Raw genomic sequence first — 18870 nt, 5'->3', positions numbered from 1 at the left:
AGACCTACTCCGCCGTTGTCACGCGGGCGGGTGCGCGCACGGGCGGAGAGCCCGGGCTTCTGAACAGCGGGTTCTGCACGATGCACGCGCGGATCGTGCAGGAACCACTTGGCCGCCGGGAACTGTCAGGTGCGGGCGGTGCGCGGACGCAGGAGCTCGATGGCGCACCGCAGGCCGGGCGATGGTGATGAGCGTGGCGTCGATCGAAACGGCCGGCGTCACGTGTGTTGCGTCGTAGGCCGACAGGTTGTGGCGCAGTGCAGAGTGCACCCACCCGCCGTCCGTCCGCAGATCCAGCAATCTGGGTACGTTCTGCGCGGGAGACGTACCCAGACTGCTGGAACGGCGGGATCTGTCGGGCGTGGGCGGCGGCAACGGCAGATGGATCGCCGCCCGCGGCACTACGCTGAACACATGGGCGACCGGGCAGGCACGGGCAGCGCGGAACCGGTGGACGTGGACGGCGTGCTGCTGGACATCGACGGCGTGATCGCCACGTCCTGGCGGCCGCTGCCGGGTGCGGCGGATGCTCTCGCCGAGCTGGAGCGCGGCGGCATCCCGCGCGCGTTCCTCACCAGCACCACCTCACGTACGCGCGCGAATATCGTGGAGCGCCTGGCGGCCGGCGGCATCGCGGTGGACGCCGACGAGGTGCTCACCGCCGCGGTGCTCACCTCCGAGTACCTGCAGGCGACGCATCCGGGCGCACGGGTGTGGCTGATCAACAGCGGGGCGGACCTCACCGAGGACATGCCGGGGGTGGCGTTCGACGGCGATGCCCCCGAGGTGGTGGTGCTCGGCGGGGCGGGCGCGGCCTTCGATCACCTCACGCTCAGCCGGGTCGTCGAGCTGATGCTGGAGGGCACGCCGGTGGTCGCGATGCACCGGGGTGTGGTGTGGGCGACCGAGGACGGACTGCGCGTGGACACGGGGCTGTACCTCCCCGGGCTGGAGGAGGCGGGCGGCGAGGGGATCACCGTGGTGGGAAAGCCGTCGATCACGGCGTTCCTGTCGGCGGCGGAGGTCGTCGGCGTGGAGCCCACGCGGCTGCTGATGGTGGGCGACGACCTGCACTCGGACGTGATCGCGGCGCAGCGCGCCGGTCTCACGGGCGCACTGGTGCGCACGGGCAAGTACCGCAAAGCAGTGGTGGACGTGTCGCCGGACAGGCCCGACCGCATCATCGACTCCATCGCGGACCTGCCGGTGCTGCTGAGCGGCGCCTGACCCGCCACGGCGCAGCCGGTCAGCGGCCGGTGCGCCGCATGTTGCTCAAGCCGGTCCAGCCCCGCTCCACCAGGAGTTCCTGCAGCCTGTCGGCGAGGGGGCCGTAGCGGTCGGCGAACGAGTCGAGCAGCTCGACGAGGGCCTGTTCGGCGAGTTCGTCGGGCTGTTCGGCCGGGTCGTGGGCTTCGGACAGTGCGGCGAGCAGGTCCGCGATCTCGGCCAGCCGCGGGTTGTCGGCGGTGAGCCCGTCGAGGTCGAACAGCCGGTAGAGGCGCATCATCCGCGGATCGTCGAAGCTGCGGCGCTTGTCCGCGATCCACGCGTCCAGCCGGTCCGGCCATCGCGCCGCGAGGATGATCCACGCGTCCCGCTCCACCTCGACCATCGCCTCGGGGACGCCCTCGGCGCGCAGCATCGCGAGGTAGGCGACCGCCGAATCGGGCAACGCGAGGTTGTCACCCGCGGCCAGCCGTGCGATGGCCGTCCGGTTGTCCTCCAGGCGGCGGATCTGCGCGCACAGCCGGTCGTCGATGCGAGCGACGGCCGCGGTGAAGTCGGCGGGAGAGGCGCGGAGTAGATCCGGCACCTTCGCCAACGGCACGCCCGCCCCGGCGAGCGTGCGGATCCGGATCAGGTCGACGACGGCGCGCGCGTCGTAACGCCGGTATCCCGAGTGGTCCCGCGGCGGCTCGGCCAACAGTCCGAGCCGGTGGTAGTGGCGCACTGCGCGCACGGTCACGCCCGCGTGCGCCGCCAGTTGGCCGATCGTCAGCATGGGATCAGTGTGCCCGCACCCGTGAGTACAGGCGGCGCGCCCAAAGGAAGCACGCGACGGCGATCAGGGCGCACCATCCGAACGCCCACCAGGCGTCCGCGCCGGCGGGGGCGCCGGACAGCCACGCCCGCAGCGTGTTGATGATCGGCGTGAACGGTTGGTACTCGGCGAACCAGCGCAGGGCGGCGGGCATCGAGTCGGTGGGCACGAACCCGCTGGACAGGAACGGCAGGAACAGCAGCGGCATGGGCGTGTTGCTCGCCGTCTCGGCGTTCGGCGCGACGAGGCCGAGGGCGACGGCCAACCAGGTGAGCGCGAACGTCGTCGCAACAAGCAGCCCCGCGGTGCCCAGCCAGCCGAGCACCGTTCCGGCCGGGCGGTATCCGAGCACGAGTGCCACCGCGACGACGATGACGAGTGCGGCGGCGGTGAGCACGACGGCGGAGAGCACGCGGCCGGTGAGCACCGCCGACCGTGCTATGGCCATGGTGCGGAACCGGTCGATGATCCCCTTCTCCATGTCCAGCGCGATCGTGTACGCGGTGTTGAGGGCGATGGACGCGACGGTGAGCACGAGGATCGCGGGCATGATGAAGTCGAGGTAATCTCCTCGTCCGCCGCCGCCCGGCAGGCCGGCGCCCATGGTCGCGCCGAAGACGTAGACGAAGAGTGCGAGGAAGATCAGCGGCTGTGCGATCAGCATGATCGTCAGCGACTTGTATCGGACGATCTGCAGCAGGTTGCGGCGCAGCATCGTCCGGCTGTCGCGGAAGCCCAGGGCGGTCGGCGTGGTCATCGTGCAGATTCCTCCGTGTGGCCGTCGATCGTGCGCTTCTGCGCGGCAGGTTTCATGGCGCCGGCCCGGGCGGGGCCGGTGAGTGCGAGGAACACGTCGTCCAGGTCGGGGGTGCGGACCTCGACGGCGGACGCGCCGCAGGTGTCGAGCCCTGCGATCACCCGCTGGAGGGCGGCGAGGTCGCCGCCGTGCGGGATCGTCAGGGTTCCGGATTCGGTGTCGCGCCGGGCGCCGGGGAACTCGCGGGCCGCTGCGGCGAGCGTGTGCCCATCGGCGAACGTGGCCACGACGCGGCCGCCCGGCACGAGCGTCTTCAACTGTGCGGGTGTGCCCTCCGCGATCAGCCTGCCGCCGTCGAGCACGCCGATGCGGTCGGCGAGCTCGTCGGCCTCGTCGAGGTACTGGGTGGTGAGCAGGATCGTCACCCCGTCGCGTACCAGGTCGCGCACCTCGTCCCACAGCGCGCGCCGGCTGCGCGGGTCGAGTCCCGTGGTCGGCTCGTCGAGGAAGACGACGTCGGGCGCGCCGACGAGCGTCATCGCGAGGTCCAGGCGCCGTTGCATGCCGCCGGAGTAGGTGCGCGAGCTGCGGTCGGCGGCGTCGGTCAGGTCGAAGCGTCGGAGGAGCCCGTCGGCGACGGCCCGTCCGCGGGCACGAGGCAGGTGCTGCAGGTCGGCCATCAGCTGCAGGTTTTCGCGGCCGGTGAGCAGTTCGTCGATGGCGGAGAACTGTCCGGTGACGCCGATCCGGCGGCGGATCGCGTCTGGGTCACCGGACACGTCGTGCCCGAGGATCCGCGCGGATCCTCCGTCGGCGGTGATGAGGGTGGTGAGGATGCGCACGACGGTGGTCTTGCCCGCGCCGTTGGGGCCGAGCAGGGCGTAGACGGAGCCGGCCGGGACTGTGAATCCGATGCCGTCGAGCACGGCGGTGCCGTCGAAGGATTTGCGCACCCCGTCGACTGCGATGGCCGGCTGTGCGGCGCGTACAGATGCTGTCATGCATACAGCGTGCGAGGTTGACCCTGCGTCAGGGTCAAGCATCTCCGTCGGAATTGTCCGTCGCCGCGGGGCGGTGCGGGCACCGCGTGCCGGTTTCGGGTGCCGTCACTGGCGGCGTTCGGGCGTCGGAGCGGGAATGGCGGATGTGCAGCCGCACGGCGACCCGCTGGAACTCGCGTACGCCGGCGTCGCGTCCTCGCCCCTCGGCCGTGCCTGCGGGGGCCGGCAGTCGGAGGGCGCAGCGGCCCGCCGCGGGACGTGGGCCTTGAGGTTACCGGCTCTGCGATGCCTTGCACTCTCTGGTGGTGAGTGCTAAAAATGGGTTTGGCACTCGCCGCGCGTGAGTGCCAGGTCGGGACGGTGAGACCGTGGTCGCCCGCACGTGACTGCGCGTGCGGCACAGGCGGCGGTCGTCCGTCGCGGGCACCGAGCCTGGCCAGCAGCGTACTAGGGGTGCGGCATCATCCGCCCGCCCCGCGTGTCAGCCTTCCTACCTGGAGGATCACTTCGCAATGGCCAAGATGATCGCGTACGACGAAGAGGCCCGCCGCGGCCTCGAGCGGGGCCTGAACTCCCTCGCCGACACCGTCAAGGTCACGTTGGGGCCCAAGGGCCGCAACGTGGTCCTGGAGAAGAAGTGGGGCGCCCCCACGATCACCAACGATGGCGTGTCCATCGCCAAGGAGATCGAGCTGGAGGACCCCTACGAGAAGATCGGCGCCGAGCTGGTCAAGGAGGTCGCCAAGAAGACGGACGACGTCGCGGGCGACGGCACCACCACGGCCACCGTGCTCGCTCAGGCGCTCGTGCGTGAGGGCCTGCGCAACGTCGCGGCCGGCGCCAACCCGCTGGGCCTCAAGCGCGGCATCGAGCAGGCCACCTCGGCGGTGTCCGACTCGCTGCTCAAGGCCGCCACCGAGGTCGAAACCAAGGAGCAGATCGCCGCCACCGCCGGCATCTCCGCGGGCGACATGTCCATCGGCGAGCTCATCGCCGAGGCCATGGACAAGGTGGGCAAGGAAGGCGTCATCACGGTCGAGGAGGCGCAGACGTTCGGTCTGTCGCTGGAGCTCACCGAGGGCATGCGCTTCGACAAGGGCTACATCTCCGGCTACTTCGTCACCGACGCGGAGCGCCAGGAGGCCGTCCTGGAGGATCCCTACATCCTGCTGGTCAGCTCCAAGATCTCCACGGTCAAGGACCTGCTGCCGCTGCTGGAGAAGGTCATCCAGTCCGGCAAGCCGCTGGCCATCATCTCCGAGGACGTCGAGGGCGAGGCCCTGTCCACGCTGGTGGTCAACAAGCTCAAGGGCACGTTCAAGTCGGTCGCCATCAAGGCCCCCGGCTTCGGCGACCGCCGCAAGGCGATGCTGCAGGACATGGCCATCCTCACCGGCGGCCAGGTCATCAGCGAGGAGGTCGGCCTCTCCCTGGAGAGCGCGGGCCTGGAGCTGCTGGGCCAGGCGCGCAAGATCGTGGTCACCAAGGACGAGACCACCATCGTCGAGGGCGCCGGCGATTCCGAGTCGATCGCGGGCCGCGTGAGCCAGATCCGCGCCGAGATCGAGAACTCCGACTCCGACTACGACCGCGAGAAGCTGCAGGAGCGCCTGGCCAAGCTGGCCGGAGGTGTTGCGGTGATCAAGGCCGGCGCTGCCACCGAGGTGGAGCTCAAGGAGCGCAAGCACCGCATCGAGGACGCAGTCCGCAACGCCAAGGCGGCCGTCGAGGAGGGCATCGTCGCCGGCGGCGGCGTGGCCCTGCTGCAGGCGGTTCCCGCGCTCGACGGCCTTGCGCTCGAGGGCGACGAGGCGACGGGCGTGAACATCGTCCGCGTCGCGCTGGAGTCCCCGCTCAAGCAGATCGCCGACAATGCCGGCCTGGAACCGGGCGTCGTCGCCGCGAAGGTGCGCGAGCTGCCCGCGGGCCAGGGCCTCAACGCCGCCACCGGCGTGTACGAGGACCTGATGGCCGCCGGCATCAACGACCCGGTGAAGGTCACCCGCTCGGCGCTGCAGAACGCGGCGTCCATCGCGGCCCTGTTCCTCACCACCGAGGCCGTCGTCGCCGACAAGCCGGAGAAGGCCGCCCCCATGGCGGACCCGACCGGCGGCATGGGCGGCATGGACTTCTGAGTCCGCCGCGCACGCGCTGACAGAAAGGGCGGGCCCCACACCGGGATGGTGTGGGGCCCGCCCTTCTTCTGCGGTATAGAGGCTTACGCGTTGTCGCCGCCGCCGCCGTTGTCGCCACCGCCGTTGTCGCCGCCGCCGTTGTCGCCGCCGCCGATGGCGCCGACGACGCAGTCGATGATGGTGGAGACGGAGCCGGTGGCGTCCGTGCCCTCGTCAGTGGTCGTCTCGCCGTCGCCCTCGTCGGAGCCGCCGGTGAAGCAGCCGAGGATGTCGGTCACGCTGCCGAACATCGAATCGCCGCCCTCCTCGGCGGCAGGCGTCTCGGAGCTTCCTGCGCCACCGAGGATCTCGGTGATCGAGCCGAGCGACTCGGTGGAGCCGGCGTCGGTATCCCCGTCGGCGGCCGAGGCGACGCCGGGGACGATGAAGGCCGCTGCGGTCGCGAGGGCGAAGCCGCCGCCTACGACGCGCTTGAGGGCAGAAGTGTGGGTACGCACGTGAGTTGCCTCCGTTGTCGCTGAGATGTTCAGTTGCAATGTGCGAGTGGGCTAGACCACCGGCACAATGGGGACCTTTCCTGGTCGTTGGGCCGATGTCAATGAAACAGCGGCATTTTCGTGATGTCTGGTTGTGAACGCCGGGGCGTGAGGTTAAACAGGGTTGGTGGACATCGAGATAGCGGGATCAGAGATCCTGCTGGAAGGCTGTCCCCATGCCCGCCCCCGCGATCGTCTGGTTTCGCCGCGACCTGCGGCTGACCGACCTGCCGACACTGCTCGCCGCCCGCGACCGCAGCACACACGCGCTCGCGGTGTTCGTCCTCGACGATGCCCTCCTACGCCCGTCAGGAACACCGCGGACCGGTTTCCTCGCCGGCTGCCTGCGCGCCCTCGACGCCGACCTGGACGGCCGGCTCCTTCTCGTCCGTGGCGACCCGGTGGAGGCCATCCCCCGGCTCGCCCGTGCCATCGGCGCGGACTCCGTGCACGTCAGCGCCGACTTCGGCCCCTACGGCAGGCAACGTGACGAGGTCGTAGAAACAGAGATGGCGGCGTCGGGCATCCCGCTTGTCCGCACCGGATCGCCCTATGCCGTCACCCCAGGACGGATCAGCACGAAGGCCGGCACGCCCTACAAGGTCTTCACCTCCTACCGTCGAGCCTGGCTGGAGCACGGCTGGCGCTCGCCGGCCGCCACCACCGTGGACACTCTCGCCTGGCTCGACCCGGCCGAACTTCCTCCGCTCGCGGGTTCGCTCCGGTGCTCCGCGCCCGGCGCACTCCCGGATGTCGGCAACAAGCGGGACGATCCTGCATTGCCACCACCGGGCGAAGCGGCGGCGCTGCGCCGGTGGCGAACGTTTCGCGACGAGCGGTTTTCCGGCTACGACGTGCACCGCGACCGGCCGGATCGGGACGCCACCACCAGGCTCTCCCCGTATCTGAAGTTCGGATGCATCCACCCCCGCACCGTGCTGCACGACCTGCGCGACAGCGCGGGCCCGGCCGCGTCCGTCCTCCGCAGCGAGCTGGCTTGGCGCGACTTCTACGCCGACGTGCTGTTCCACCGGCCGGACACGGCGCGCCGCAACTACAACGCCCGGTTCGACGCGATGCGGTACGACGCGGGACCGGACGCGGAGGCCGCGTTCGACGCCTGGCGCGCGGGCCGAACGGGCTACCCCATCGTCGACGCGGGTATGCGCCAGCTGCTCGGGGAGGGCTGGATGCACAACCGGGTACGGATGATCACCGCGTCCTTCCTCACCAAAGACCTGCACCTGCCCTGGTGGCGCGGCGCGCGGCACTTCATGAAACACCTGGTCGACGGTGATCTGGCATCCAATCAGCATGGCTGGCAGTGGACGGCCGGGTGCGGCACCGACGCCGCCCCGTACTTCCGCGTGTTCAATCCCGTCACACAGGGCGAGCGGTTCGACCCGGACGGCGACTACGTGCGTCGTTGGGTGCCGGAGTTGCGGCATGTCGGCGGCAAAGCGGTGCACCGACCCTGGGCGCGCGGCGCGGCAGCTCCGCTGTTCGCGGTCAACGGCCCCGTCTCGGCCGACGGCCCCGTCTCCACCGGCGCAACCGGATACGCCGATACGTCCGTGTATCCGCCGCCGATCGTCGACCATGCGGAGGAACGGGTGGTTGCGCTCGCCCGGTTCGGGGAACTCGGATGATCGACGGCCCTGCGCACCGACCCGGAATGGCGTAATCACCAGGAGGTATGACGGCACATGGGCATCACGTATTCGAGCGTCATCGACGCCCCGCGCGAGGAGGTCTTCGCATGGCACGCCCGCCGGGGCGCGCTGCGCCGACTCGTCCCGCCGTGGCAGCCCATGCGTGCCGTCGCCGAGGCGTCCTCGCTGGCCGACGGGCGCGCCGTACTCGGACTGCCTGGTGGCCTCCGCTGGTACGCGCAGCACCGGCCGGACGAGTACGACCCGTCCCGCCGCTTCGTCGACGAACGTGTGAACGGCGGCTGGTCGACGATGCCCGTCGCGGCAGCGGGCCCGTGGCGCCACGAGCACGACTTCGCGGACGCGGGCAATGGCCGCACCCGGCTCACCGACTCCGTGCACACACCCGTGCCGGAATCCCTGCTGCGGCCCACCTTCGCCTACAGGCATCGGCAGCTCGCCGACGATCTCGCCGCGCATGCCCGGGCTCGCGCGGCGGGAATGGGTGAGACGGTCGTTGCCGTCACCGGGGCGTCGGGGCTCGTCGGTGCCGCCCTGTGCGCGTTCCTCACCACCGGCGGTCACCGCGTGGTGCGCCTGGTCCGCCGCGACCCGGCCGCCCCGGACGAGCGCCGATGGGACCCGGAGGCACCCGAACCCGGACTCCTCGACGGCGTCGACGCGGTGGTGCACCTGGCGGGCGCGCCGATCGCGGGCCGGTTCACCGACGCCCACAAGGCCGCGATCCGCGACAGCCGCATCGGCCCCACCCGCCGACTCGCCGAGGCCGCCGCACGCGCGGACGACGGGCCGGACGTGTTCGTCAGCGCGTCCGCGATCGGCTACTACGGGCACGACCGTCCCGGCGAGGTGCTGGGCGAGGGCGCCGAATCCGGCACGGACTTCCTCGCCGGCGTGGTGCGCGATTGGGAGGATGCCGCCCGTCCTGCATCGGTGGCGGGACTGCGGACGGTGCAGGTGCGCACCGGGATCGTGCAGAGCCCGCTCGGCGGCACGCTGCGCCTGCAGCGGCCGTTGTTCACCGCCGGCCTGGGAGGTCGGCTCGGCTCGGGAGCGCAATATCTGTCCTGGATAGACCTGGACGACCTGACGGACATCTACTATCGGGCCCTCTACGACGCGCAGTTGAACGGGCCGGTCAACGCGGTGGCCCCGGAGGCCGTCACTGCGGCCGGGCACGCGGACACGCTCGCGCGGGTGCTGCACCGTCCATCGCGGATGCCTGTGCCGGCGCTCGGTCCCCGGCTGCTGTTGGGCGCGCAGGGTGCCCGCGAGCTGGCACTCGCCGACCAGCACGTGGCGCCGGAGGCGCTGACCGGGCGGGAGCACAGCTTCCGCCGCCCGGACCTGGAGCAGTGCCTGCGGCACCAGCTCGGGCGCCACAGTGGCGCCGGGCTGCACGCGGTCGCCTGACAAGCGCGCACGCCGCGCCCATCCGCGGGCGCAGCGGCGCCGAATCCCTCTCGGCAGTATCGCTTTGTGCTGACGAGGGAGTAGCCGACGATGACCCACCCGCACACGGCCGCGACGGCACGTCCGCGCAGGGTCGCGGTGATAGGCAGCGGCATCGCAGGACTCATGGCGGCGCACGTGCTTTCCCGGCACGATCACGTGACGCTCTTCGAGGCCGAGGGCCGGCTCGGCGGCCACGCGGACACGCACCGTGTCGACCTCGGCGATGGCGGCAGCGTCGACGTGGACACGGGTTTCCTCGTCCACAACGACCGCACCTACCCGACTTTGCTGCGGCTCTTCGACGAGCTGGGCGTGCGCACCCGCGAGACGGACATGTCGATGTCCGTCCGCAATGCGGACACCGGACTCGAGTACGCAGGCGCCCGGGGCCTGGGCGGACTGTTCCCGACGCCGCGGAACCTGACAAGGCCGCGCTACCTGCACCTGCTCTCCGAGGTGCCGCGATTCCACCGGGCAGCGCGCCGCGCCCTGGCGGCGCCCACCGCCGGCCCGGACGTGGCCGAAACCTTGACGGCGTTCCTTGCCCGGCACGGCTTCGGCCGCTACTTCACCGACAACTTCGTGTCCCCGTTGGTGGCCGCGGTGTGGTCCTGCGACCCGGCTCGTGCGGGGGAGTACCCGGCGCGATACCTGTTCGAGTTCCTCGAGCACCACGGCATGCTCACCGTATTCGGTTCGCCCACGTGGCGCACCGTGGTGGGCGGCGCCGCGCGCTACGTCGAGGCGGTGGCGGCCGGGATCGCGCACGTGCGGACGGACGCCCGCGTGCTGCGGTTGACGCGGTTCCCCGGCGGGGGAGTGCGGCTGGCCTACCGGTGTGGTCACGGAGCCGGCGCCTCCGAGGACCTGTTCGACGCCGCAGTGGTGGCCGTGCACCCGCATCAGGTCCTGGGCGTGCTCGACGCGCCGACCGCGTTCGAGCGTGCGGTGCTGGGGGCGATGCCGTACTCGGTCAACCATGCGCTGCTGCACACCGACGAGACTGTGCTGCCCCGGGCGCGCCGCGCGCGGGCCTCGTGGAACCAGCTGACCCCGGCGGGACGCTCCGGGGCCGGCAGCGTCATCGTCACCTACGACGTGTCCCGGCTGATGCGGCTCGACGAGCAGGTCGCCGACCGGCGTTTCCTCGTCACCCTCGGCGGCGCGGACCTGGTGGATCCGGCCTCCGTCATCGACGAGATGATCTACGAGCACCCGCTCTACACGCCGGCCTCCGTCGCCGCTCAGGCCAGGCTGCCGGAACTCGACACCGACACCGTCGCGTTCGCCGGCGCCTACCATGGCTGGGGCTTCCACGAGGACGGCGCCGCGTCGGGTCTGCGCGCCGCCGAGCGGATCGGCGGCAGTTGGGACCGCCCGCGCACCCGGGCCGCGGCGGCAGGGCGGTAGGCCTGGTCCCGTCACGGACTACGGGTATACCCACGTACCGTTCACGGGAGGACGACCCGTGTGATGACGTGGGTTTCGCGGGCCGGAGGGCTCCTGAATGCAGACCGATGCGGCCGGCTGTGCCGGTGGAGCGAGGGGAGTTCGACGGTGAATCGGGACTCAGGGACCGGCCCGCGCGTGCTCCGCTGGCTGCTGCCCGCCGTCGTCGTCCTCGCGTGGCTGGTGATCGGCGGCGTGGGGGGCCCGCTGATCGGGCAGCTCGCGAGCGTCCAGTCCAACTCGCAGACCCCGTACCTGCCCGCGTCGGCCGAGTCCACCCGTGCGGCGGAGCTGCAGAAGCAGTTCGTGGACACGGACACCGTGCCCGCCGTGCTCGTCGCCGACAGGTCGGGCGACCGGCCGGTGACCGATGCGGACTCCGACTACTTGCAGTCGCTGTCGGGGTGGGCGACCGGCCCGGGCGCGGTGGCGCAACAGGGGGCGCCGCCGATCCGCTCGGACGACGGGCTGGCGCTGGAGATGGTGCTGCCCGTGGACTCAGCGGACACTTCGGACGCGGTCGAAGCGCTGCGCACCCACGTCTCCGCCACGGCACCGGACGGGCTGCGCGTGCTCGTCTCCGGGCCCGCCGGCCAGGCGGCGGACCTGGGCGTGGCGTTCTCCGGCATCGACGGGCTGCTGCTGGGCGTTGCGGGGGCGGTCGTGTTCGTCATCCTCGTCATCGTCTACCGCAGCCCGCTGCTGCCGATCTTCGTTCTCGTGTCCGCCGTGTTCGCTCTCGCCGGCGCGGGGGCGATCGTGTACCTGCTCGCCAGCAGCGATGTGCTCGTCCTCAACGGCCAGAGTCAGGGCATCCTGTTCATCCTCGTCTTCGGCGCCGCCACCGACTACGCGCTGCTGCTGGTCTCCCGGTTCCGTGAGGAGCTGCACCTGGACGGCCGCCGGATCCCCGCGGTGCTCCGCGCCTGGCGGGGCGTGCTGGCGCCGGTCGCCGCCTCGGCGGGCACGGTGATTCTCGGCGTGCTGTGCCTGCTGCTGTCCGAGCTCAACTCCAACCGCAGCCTGGGGCCCATCGCCGCCATCGGGATCGCCGCCGCATTCGTGGCATCGATGACCTTCCTGCCCGCGGTGCTCGCGCTCACCGGCCGCGCGGCGTTCTGGCCGCTGCGCCCCGCGATCACCGATCGTAGCGTGCGCGACGCCGAGGACGCCTCCGGCGGCGAGCGAAAGGGCCTGTGGTGGACGATCGCCCGCAAGGTCGACGCGCACCATACCGCGGTGTGGGTGGTGTCGGCGCTGATTCTCGCGGTGTGCGCGGCGTTCACCCCGCAGCTCAAGGCCAGCGGCATCCCGCAGTCCGATTTCTTTCTCACCCAGGTCGATTCGGTCACCGGGCAGTCGGTGCTCAGCGAGCACTTCCCGGGCGGTTCGGGTTCGCCGGTGCTGATCTTCGCGCGCCAGGACGCCGCTGACACGGTCGTCGACCGGGTGCAGGACGTGCCCGGGGTGGCGCCGGGCGTCGCGCCGGTGTCGGCGTCGGGGGCGCCCGGCGGCCCGCCCAAGGTGGTGGACGGCCGAGTCCAGATCCGCGCCACTCTGCAATCGGCCGCGGACTCGAGCGCCGCGGAGTCCACCGTCCGCGGCATCCGCGATGCGGTGCACGCGATCCCTGACGCGGGCGCGGTGGTCGGCGGCACCACCGCGACGCAGATCGACACCCAGGACACGGCCGCGCACGACCGCAACGTCGTCATCCCCGCGGTGCTGGTGGTGGTGCTCGCGGTACTGATGCTGCTGCTGCGGGCCGTCGTCGCCCCGGTACTGCTCTTGGCCACCGTCGTGCTCTCCTACGCCGCGACCCTCGGCGTGGGGGCGCTGGTGTTCAATCACGTATTCCACTTTCCAGGCGCGGATCCGACGGTGCCGCTGTTCGCGTTCGTGTTCCTCGTCGCCCTGGGCGTGGACTACAACATCTTCCTCATGACGCGGGTGCGTGAGGAGGCCGCGCGGCACGGCACCCGCGAGGGCGTGCGCCGCGGGCTGGCCGTGACGGGCGGGGTGATCACGTCGGCGGGGATCGTGCTGGCGGCCACCTTCGGCGCGCTCGCGGTGATCCCGCTGATCTTCCTCGCCCAGGTGGCGTTCCTGGTGGCCTTCGGCGTGCTGCTGGACACGATCATCGTGCGCTCGGCGCTGGTTCCGGCCCTGACGCTGCAGATCGGCGACCGCGTCTGGTGGCCGTCGCGGCTGTCGCGCGGCGCGTCCGGTCGCGGCCGCGACGCCGGGGACGGTAGGAAGGAACCGTGATGAGCAACGACCCAGTGCGCGAACCGGATCCGAGCCCGTCCCTGCCGGTGCGGGACACGGAGCGTGCCGCGGCGGCCGCGCGGCTCGAGCAGGCGGTGGGGCACGGTCAGCTCGACCTCAACGGCTACATCGACCGGCTCGACCGGTCCAACAGGGCGCGCACCGGCGCCGAGCTGGCGGAGATCACGGGAGACCTCGCGCCGATCGTCGGTACGACGCCGGCCGTCGTCCCCCGCAGCACCGCGTTGTTCGACAACGTGGTGCGCGCCGAGAACTGGCATCTGCCCGCCCGGTCCAAGGCGACCGCGGTCTTCGCGGACATCGAACTGGACCTGCGGCGGGCGACCATCACCGACAGCGAGATCCGGATCGACGCCACGTGCGTGTTCGGCGACATCCGCATCACCGTCCCCGAAGGGGTCGAGGTGGTGCTGGACTCCGATTCGGTGCTGTCCGACACGCACTCGTGCACGCTGGCCGCGGTGCCGCGGATTCCCGGGACGCCGCTGATCCGGGTGCAGCCCACCGGGTGGTTCGGCCGTGTCCTCATCGAATCCCGCAAGGCGGGCGAGCCGCGGTTCAGCACGCGAATCCGGGAAGGGTGGCGGCGCTGGCGGGCGAAGCGCAACGGGTAGCCACGCGCTGTCGGCGCAGCGCCGGTCAGCCGAGCGGCGTGAGCGTGAAGGCTCCGACGACGAAGGGCCCCAGAAACGCCGGCCCCGTATAGCCGCCGTGCCCGTCGCTGTTCATGAAAACCCGGTGGCCGGGGAAGAAGTCGACGTAGCCGCCGGTGGGCGTCGGATGGATCGGATAGCGCCCGATGAGTACGAGGTCGCCGCCTTCGACATGCCCCACGCGCTGCAGCAGCACGCTGCCCGCCGACAATGTCGTGGAGGTGTAGGCGCCGGGGGCCACTGCGGCGGACGCGTGGCCGACCGCGCCGAACAGTGCGGCGGCGCCGACCGTGGCCGTGATCGCGGCGGTCCGGGTTATGAGTGCACGAGCTCGTGTGAACATCGTCGGCTCCTCGCGGGGTAGGCGGAGAACGCTACTCCGGGGCGGCCGACCCTGTCCACGGTCGAGGCTCGTGGGGGCGATGCGGGACGCTCCTACTTTGTCTCGTTGGGGTGACGTGTGTGCACCTGTTCCAGGAAGACCGTGCGCCCGCTGACGTAGAACCAGATGCGCGCGGTGCCCTTCGCAGTCGGCTTGTGCTGCCAGCGCTCGAATGTGGTGCCGCCGCCACGATTACGGCCGCTCCACCTTCTCGTCGGCGTCGAGCCATTCCGGCTCGGCGGCCCCGAGTCCTGCGGCGACGGCGGTGGCGGTCTCTTTCCACGAGGTCAGTTCGGCAATAGCGAGGTGAGGCTCGTTGGTGGAAAACGAGGCGCGAGCGGCATCGAGGAGGTCCTGAGCGCAGGTCTCGCGGTCCGCCGACGACAGCGCGAGCATCCATGGGAACGCCTTGGCCATCCGCTCCGTCAGTGTGTCGCCGTCATCGAGGGTAACCGTGATGAGCTGGGCGGCGAAGCTCAACAGGCGCGTTCGGGCCTTGGCCTCACGTTGCGACATCAGGACCAGCGCTTCGCCGTCGCGCCGGGTCACGGTCACCGGGTGGGCCTCGGCCTCCGCGAAGACCTCGGCCGAATGCTTGCTCAGGTCCGAGGAACGTCGGGCCGGACCCATCCGCGCGCGCGGCCGCGCCGAACCCCCACCATGAGCGAACTCGTGGACATGCAGGCGGTGGCGGCGCCGGCGCCGGCGCTGTACTTCACGCGCATCACCCATGTGCGCACCGAGCCGGTGCGCCGCCGCATGGAGCACACGAGCTACTGCTGGTTCGTCGACTTGGACGACCTGCCACGCCTGCCGGGCCCGTTCGCGGCGCTGGCGCGGTTCCGCGGCGAGGACCACCTCGACGGTGCGCCGGGCGAGGGGCTGCGCGCCCGCGTCGACGCCTTCCTGGGCCGGCACGGCGTGGACCTGCGCGGGGGCCGCGTCACTGCGATGATGAACGCGCGTGTGCTCGGTTACGTGTTCAACCCGCTCACCGTCTATTGGTGCCACGACCCCGACGAGCGGCTCGTGTGCGTGATCGCCGAGGTGCACAACACTTACGGCCAGCGCCACAGCTACCTGCTCGAGACCGACCGCCGCGGCCGGGCGGCGGCGGACAAGGCGTTCTACGTCTCGCCGTTCAACGACACCGCCGGCCGCTACGGGATGGCGCTGCCCGAGCCCGGCGCGCACCTGTCGCTCACCGTGACGCTGCACCGCGACGGCCATGACCCGTTCATCGCCCAGGTGACCGGCGACCGTCTGCCCGCCACCCGCGCGAACGTGCTGCGTGCGCAGTGGCGCGCGCCCTGGGCGCCGCTCGCGGTGTCGGCGCACATCCGTGCCGAGGGGATCAGGCTCTGGGCGCGCGGCCTGCCGGTGCTGCCGCGTCCGGGACACCCCCGGCACGCCGCATCGGATGCCCGTGTGCATTCGACGGCATCCGGGCATGCCTGCCGACGCGGCGATGCCGACGGCGCAGGCGCAACCGTGCGCGTGCCGGAGGCGCCGCGGACGGTCCGGGCTCGCCTGGCGGCGCCGGTGGTGGCGCTGCTGTTCCGCCGGATCGCCCGCCGGCTCGCGGCGCAGGGCACGCCGATCCGCATTGAGCTGCCCGACGGCACGGTGCTCGGCGACGCCGCCGAACCCTCGCCGGGGCTTCCGCCCGCCCCGCGGATGATCCTGCACGACCCCGCCGCGTTCGCACGGCGCGTCGGCGCCGACGGGCTCATCGGCTTCGGTGAGGCCTACATGGCCGGGGACTGGGCGTCGCCGGACCTCGACGCGGTGCTCGCCCGGCTGGCCACGCGGATGACCGACCTGGTGCCGGCGCGGCTGCAGGGCCTGCGGAGGCTCTACGTGCGGGCCAGGCCGCTGCGCGAGCGCAACACCGCGGAGAACGCGCGCCGCAACATCGCGCAGCACTACGACCTGTCGAACGACTTCTTCGCCCTGTTCCTCGACTCGACCATGACGTATTCCAGCGGGCTGTTCGAGGAGGGCGGCGCGGCCGGATGGGGCGGCCTCGCCGCGGCGCAGCGGGCCAAGATCGACAGGCTGCTCGATGCCGCGGGCGTGGGCGAGGGCACCAGGCTGCTCGAGATCGGCACCGGCTGGGGCGAATTGTGCATCAGAGCAGCGGCGCGCGGTGCCCACGTCCGCTCGGTGACCCTCTCGGAGGAGCAGCAGGCGGAGGCGTCCAGGCGCGTGCGGGCTGCCGGGTACGGAGACCGGGTGCGTGTGGACCTGTGCGACTACCGCGCCGTCGACGGGGAGTACGACGCGATCGTCTCGGTGGAGATGATCGAGGCCGTCGGGCACGAGTACTGGGCCGACTACTTCCGGGCGGTGGACACGCTGCTGGCGCCCGGCGGCCGGTTCGCGCTGCAGGCCATCACCATGCCGCACGACAGGATGCTGCGCACCCGGGAGACCTACACCTGGATCCAGAAGTACATCTTCCCCGGCGGGTTCCTGCCGTCGGCACAGGCGATCGAGTCGGTGGCGCGGGCGTGCACGGATCTGCGTGTGCGCGGGTCGATGTCTTTCGGCCCGCACTACGCGCGCACGCTGCGCCTGTGGGACGAGCGCAGCCAGGCGCAGAGCCGGCGGATCGACGCGCTGGGATTCGACCGGGTGTTCCGGCGGATGTGGCACTTCTACCTGTGCTACGCGGAGGCCGGGTTCCGGTCCGGCTACCTGGACGTGCAGCAGATCGTGCTCGATCGCCCCGGGGAGCGCACGCCGTCCCCGCTGCAGGTCGGCGCAGACGGGGAAGGCCGGTAGTTTCGGGTTATGCACGAAGAGACGACGATCACCATGCACGCGCCGGTGCAGGCGGTCTGGGAGCTGGTCAGCGACGTGACACGCATCGGCGAGTTCTCGCCGGAGACGTTCGAGGCGGAGTGGCTCGGCGGTGCGTCCGGGCCGGCCGTCGGCGCCCGGTTCCGCGGCCACGTGCGCCGCAACGAGGTCGGCCCCACCTATTGGACCCCGTGCACGGTGCTGGTGTGCGAACCGCAGCGCGAGTTCACCTTCGGCGTCGGCTCCGCGGACAACCCCATCACACGGTGGGGTTACCGCCTGGAACCCCGCGCCGACGGGGACGGAGTGGACGTGACCGAGACGTTCGACTTCACCTCGGCGCTGTGGGCACGGCCGTACTGGATCCTGCTCGGCGCGCTGCGCGGACGGCGCAACCGCAACGACATGCGCCGCACCCTGGAACGGATGCGGGACGTGGTCGAGGCATGACCGAGGCCGGGCATGCGCTGCGGTCGATGGCGGATTCCGCGCTCGACCGCACCGTGGTGCCCGGCTACTCGCGCGTCGGGTACGCGCTGCGGTCACGGTTGTGGAGGGGCGCAGAGGGCCCGAACGACGACCCGGACCTCGACGACGGAGCGCTGGCCGGCGCCGTCGTCGCAGTGACGGGTGCGAACTCCGGCATCGGCAAGGCCGCCTCGACGCAGCTCGCCGGGCTGGGCGCGCAGGTCGTGATGCTCGTGCGCGACACAAACAAGGGCGCCGCCGCGCGCGACGAGGTCTTGCGCGCGCATCCGCAGGCCGACGTCCGCGTGGAACGCTGCGACGTGTCGGACTTCGACGACGTGCGCTCGGCCGCACGACGACTGCGGACTGCGCTGCCGAAGCTGGACGCCCTCGTCCACAACGCCGGAGTGCTGCCCGCGTCCCGGGGAGAATCCGCACAGGGTCACGAGACCACGCTCGCCACCCACGTCCTCGGCCCCATCGTGCTCACGGACGAGGTGCGGCCGCTGCTGGCCCGGGCGGAGCGGCCGCGCGTCGTGTTTGTCTCGTCAGGAGGGATGTACACGCAGAAGCTGCACGTCGAGGATCCCGAGTACCGTCGCGGACGGTACCGGGGCGCCACCGCCTACGCGCGGACCAAGCGCATGCAGGTCGCGCTGCTGCCGTGCCTCGCCGAGCGCTGGTCGGGTGACGAAGTGACGGTGGCGGCGATGCATCCGGGCTGGGTCGACACCCCCGGTGTCGCCAGGTCGTTGCCGGGGTTCCACCGGCTGGCGGGCGCGATTCTGCGCAGCCCCGACCAGGGCGCCGACACCGTCACCTGGCTCGTCGCCACCGGCCGGGAGCTGTCCGGCGGGCTCTTCTGGCACGACCGCGCCCCACGGCCGCAGCACTACCTGCCGGGTACGTGCTACTCGGCCGACGAGCGGGACGCGCTGTGGCGGTATGTGCGCAGTGCGGTGCAGGCCTGACGGCAGGGCCCCTACCCGTTCGGCAGCGTCGTCAAACCCATCCGGCGCGTCTGCTGCGTCGAATCCTTTGCATGAGCATGTTCGCAATTTCGCAACGGGGGACGGAGCCCGAGACGCAGCGGGCGAACGCGGCCTCGGCATGCGCGGGGCCGGACCGGTGACGGGGTGAATGCGCGATGGCGACGCGACTGGTGTCGGCGGGGGCGGCGCGGCGGCGTTCCTGGGACGGCCGAGTGACGTGCTCCGGTAGCATTC

The 18870-nt window shown here is 71.5% G+C and carries 16 protein-coding genes and 1 pseudogene; 11 read left to right on the top strand and 6 right to left on the bottom strand.

The annotated features are described in order from the left end of the window. Nucleotides 1-414: 414 nt before the first annotated feature. Nucleotides 415-1227, top strand: coding sequence for an HAD-IIA family hydrolase (locus H4F70_RS16760; protein WP_182358011.1), 813 nt, complete (start codon nt 415-417; stop codon nt 1225-1227). A 19-nt stretch (nt 1228-1246) separates the two neighbouring features. Here the strand turns inward: H4F70_RS16760 and H4F70_RS16755 are convergent, their stop codons facing one another. Genes H4F70_RS16755 through H4F70_RS16745 form a run of 3 tightly spaced genes read right to left on the bottom strand, consistent with a single transcriptional unit; the run spans nt 1247 to nt 3799 of the window. Further along, a complete protein-coding gene (locus tag H4F70_RS16755) occupies nt 1247-2002 on the bottom strand; it encodes a MerR family transcriptional regulator (RefSeq protein WP_182358010.1) in 756 nt (251 codons plus the stop codon). Nucleotides 2003-2006: 4 nt separating this feature from the next. After that, complete coding sequence (locus H4F70_RS16750; RefSeq protein WP_182358009.1) at nt 2007-2798, bottom strand: ABC transporter permease; 792 nt, start codon at nt 2796-2798, stop codon at nt 2007-2009. Further along, on the bottom strand, nt 2795-3799 hold the full coding sequence (locus H4F70_RS16745; RefSeq protein WP_182358008.1) for an ATP-binding cassette domain-containing protein: 1005 nt from the start codon (nt 3797-3799) through the stop codon (nt 2795-2797). The genes H4F70_RS16750 and H4F70_RS16745 overlap by 4 nt, the downstream gene beginning before the upstream one ends. Before the next feature lie 512 nt (nt 3800-4311). On the opposite strand from H4F70_RS16745, the gene groL reads away from it, so the two are divergent. Next, nucleotides 4312-5934 (top strand): chaperonin GroEL, encoded by a 1623-nt coding sequence (gene groL, locus H4F70_RS16740; protein ID WP_182358007.1) that lies wholly within the window; start codon nt 4312-4314, stop codon nt 5932-5934. An 83-nt stretch (nt 5935-6017) separates the two neighbouring features. Here groL and H4F70_RS16735 read toward each other — a convergent pair whose 3' ends face one another. Beyond that, nucleotides 6018-6431 (bottom strand): hypothetical protein, encoded by a 414-nt coding sequence (locus tag H4F70_RS16735; RefSeq protein ID WP_182358006.1) that lies wholly within the window; start codon nt 6429-6431, stop codon nt 6018-6020. Nucleotides 6432-6646: 215 nt separating this feature from the next. Here H4F70_RS16735 and H4F70_RS16730 point away from each other — a divergent pair, with 215 nt between their 5' ends. The 5 genes from H4F70_RS16730 to H4F70_RS16710 all read left to right on the top strand — a co-directional run bounded on the left by H4F70_RS16730 (nt 6647) and on the right by H4F70_RS16710 (nt 13950). Next, entirely contained in the window at nt 6647-8119 is a 1473-nt protein-coding gene (locus H4F70_RS16730; RefSeq protein WP_182358005.1) for a cryptochrome/photolyase family protein, read from the top strand. Between the two features lie 57 nt (nt 8120-8176). Then, nucleotides 8177-9556, top strand: a complete 1380-nt coding sequence (locus H4F70_RS16725; RefSeq protein WP_182358004.1) for a TIGR01777 family oxidoreductase — start codon at nt 8177-8179, stop codon at nt 9554-9556. A 90-nt stretch (nt 9557-9646) separates the two neighbouring features. Then, nucleotides 9647-11008, top strand: a complete 1362-nt coding sequence (locus H4F70_RS16720; RefSeq protein WP_182358003.1) for an NAD(P)/FAD-dependent oxidoreductase — start codon at nt 9647-9649, stop codon at nt 11006-11008. A 147-nt stretch (nt 11009-11155) separates the two neighbouring features. Then, the gene (locus H4F70_RS16715) at nt 11156-13315 is read left to right on the top strand and encodes an MMPL family transporter (protein WP_235681176.1); all 2160 of its coding nucleotides are present in this window, start codon (nt 11156-11158) and stop codon (nt 13313-13315) included. Further along, nucleotides 13315-13950 (top strand): DUF1707 domain-containing protein, encoded by a 636-nt coding sequence (locus H4F70_RS16710; protein ID WP_182358001.1) that lies wholly within the window; start codon nt 13315-13317, stop codon nt 13948-13950. Before H4F70_RS16715 ends, H4F70_RS16710 begins: the two co-directional genes overlap by 1 nt. Nucleotides 13951-13975: 25 nt before the next feature. On the opposite strand, the gene H4F70_RS16705 is transcribed toward H4F70_RS16710, so the two are convergent. Then, complete coding sequence (locus H4F70_RS16705; RefSeq protein ID WP_182358000.1) at nt 13976-14332, bottom strand: hypothetical protein; 357 nt, start codon at nt 14330-14332, stop codon at nt 13976-13978. A gap of 231 nt (nt 14333-14563) precedes the next feature. Continuing rightward, nucleotides 14564-15001, bottom strand: coding sequence for a prevent-host-death protein (locus tag H4F70_RS16700; RefSeq protein ID WP_182357999.1), 438 nt, complete (start codon nt 14999-15001; stop codon nt 14564-14566). A 48-nt stretch (nt 15002-15049) separates the two neighbouring features. Here H4F70_RS16700 and H4F70_RS20265 point away from each other — a divergent pair. From H4F70_RS20265 to H4F70_RS16685, 4 genes and pseudogenes are all read left to right on the top strand, one after another. Beyond that, nucleotides 15050-15766, top strand: a pseudogene (locus H4F70_RS20265) (DUF1365 domain-containing protein); the annotation flags it as partial. 96 nt (nt 15767-15862) lie between these two features. Further along, entirely contained in the window at nt 15863-17158 is a 1296-nt protein-coding gene (locus tag H4F70_RS20260; RefSeq protein ID WP_235681591.1) for an SAM-dependent methyltransferase, read from the top strand. Between the two features lie 9 nt (nt 17159-17167). After that, nucleotides 17168-17626, top strand: coding sequence for an SRPBCC family protein (locus H4F70_RS16690; RefSeq protein ID WP_182357997.1), 459 nt, complete (start codon nt 17168-17170; stop codon nt 17624-17626). Then, nucleotides 17623-18615 carry an SDR family NAD(P)-dependent oxidoreductase gene (locus tag H4F70_RS16685; protein ID WP_182357996.1) on the top strand — a complete coding sequence of 331 codons (993 nt, stop codon included), beginning with the start codon at nt 17623-17625 and terminating at the stop codon, nt 18613-18615. Before H4F70_RS16690 ends, H4F70_RS16685 begins: the two co-directional genes overlap by 4 nt. The last annotated feature ends 255 nt before the right edge of the window (nt 18616-18870 follow it).

The organism is Tomitella gaofuii, from assembly GCF_014126825.1.
GTDB lineage: Bacteria > Actinomycetota > Actinomycetes > Mycobacteriales > Mycobacteriaceae > Tomitella > Tomitella gaofuii.
This window is presented reverse-complemented; position numbering and strand designations above follow the sequence as displayed.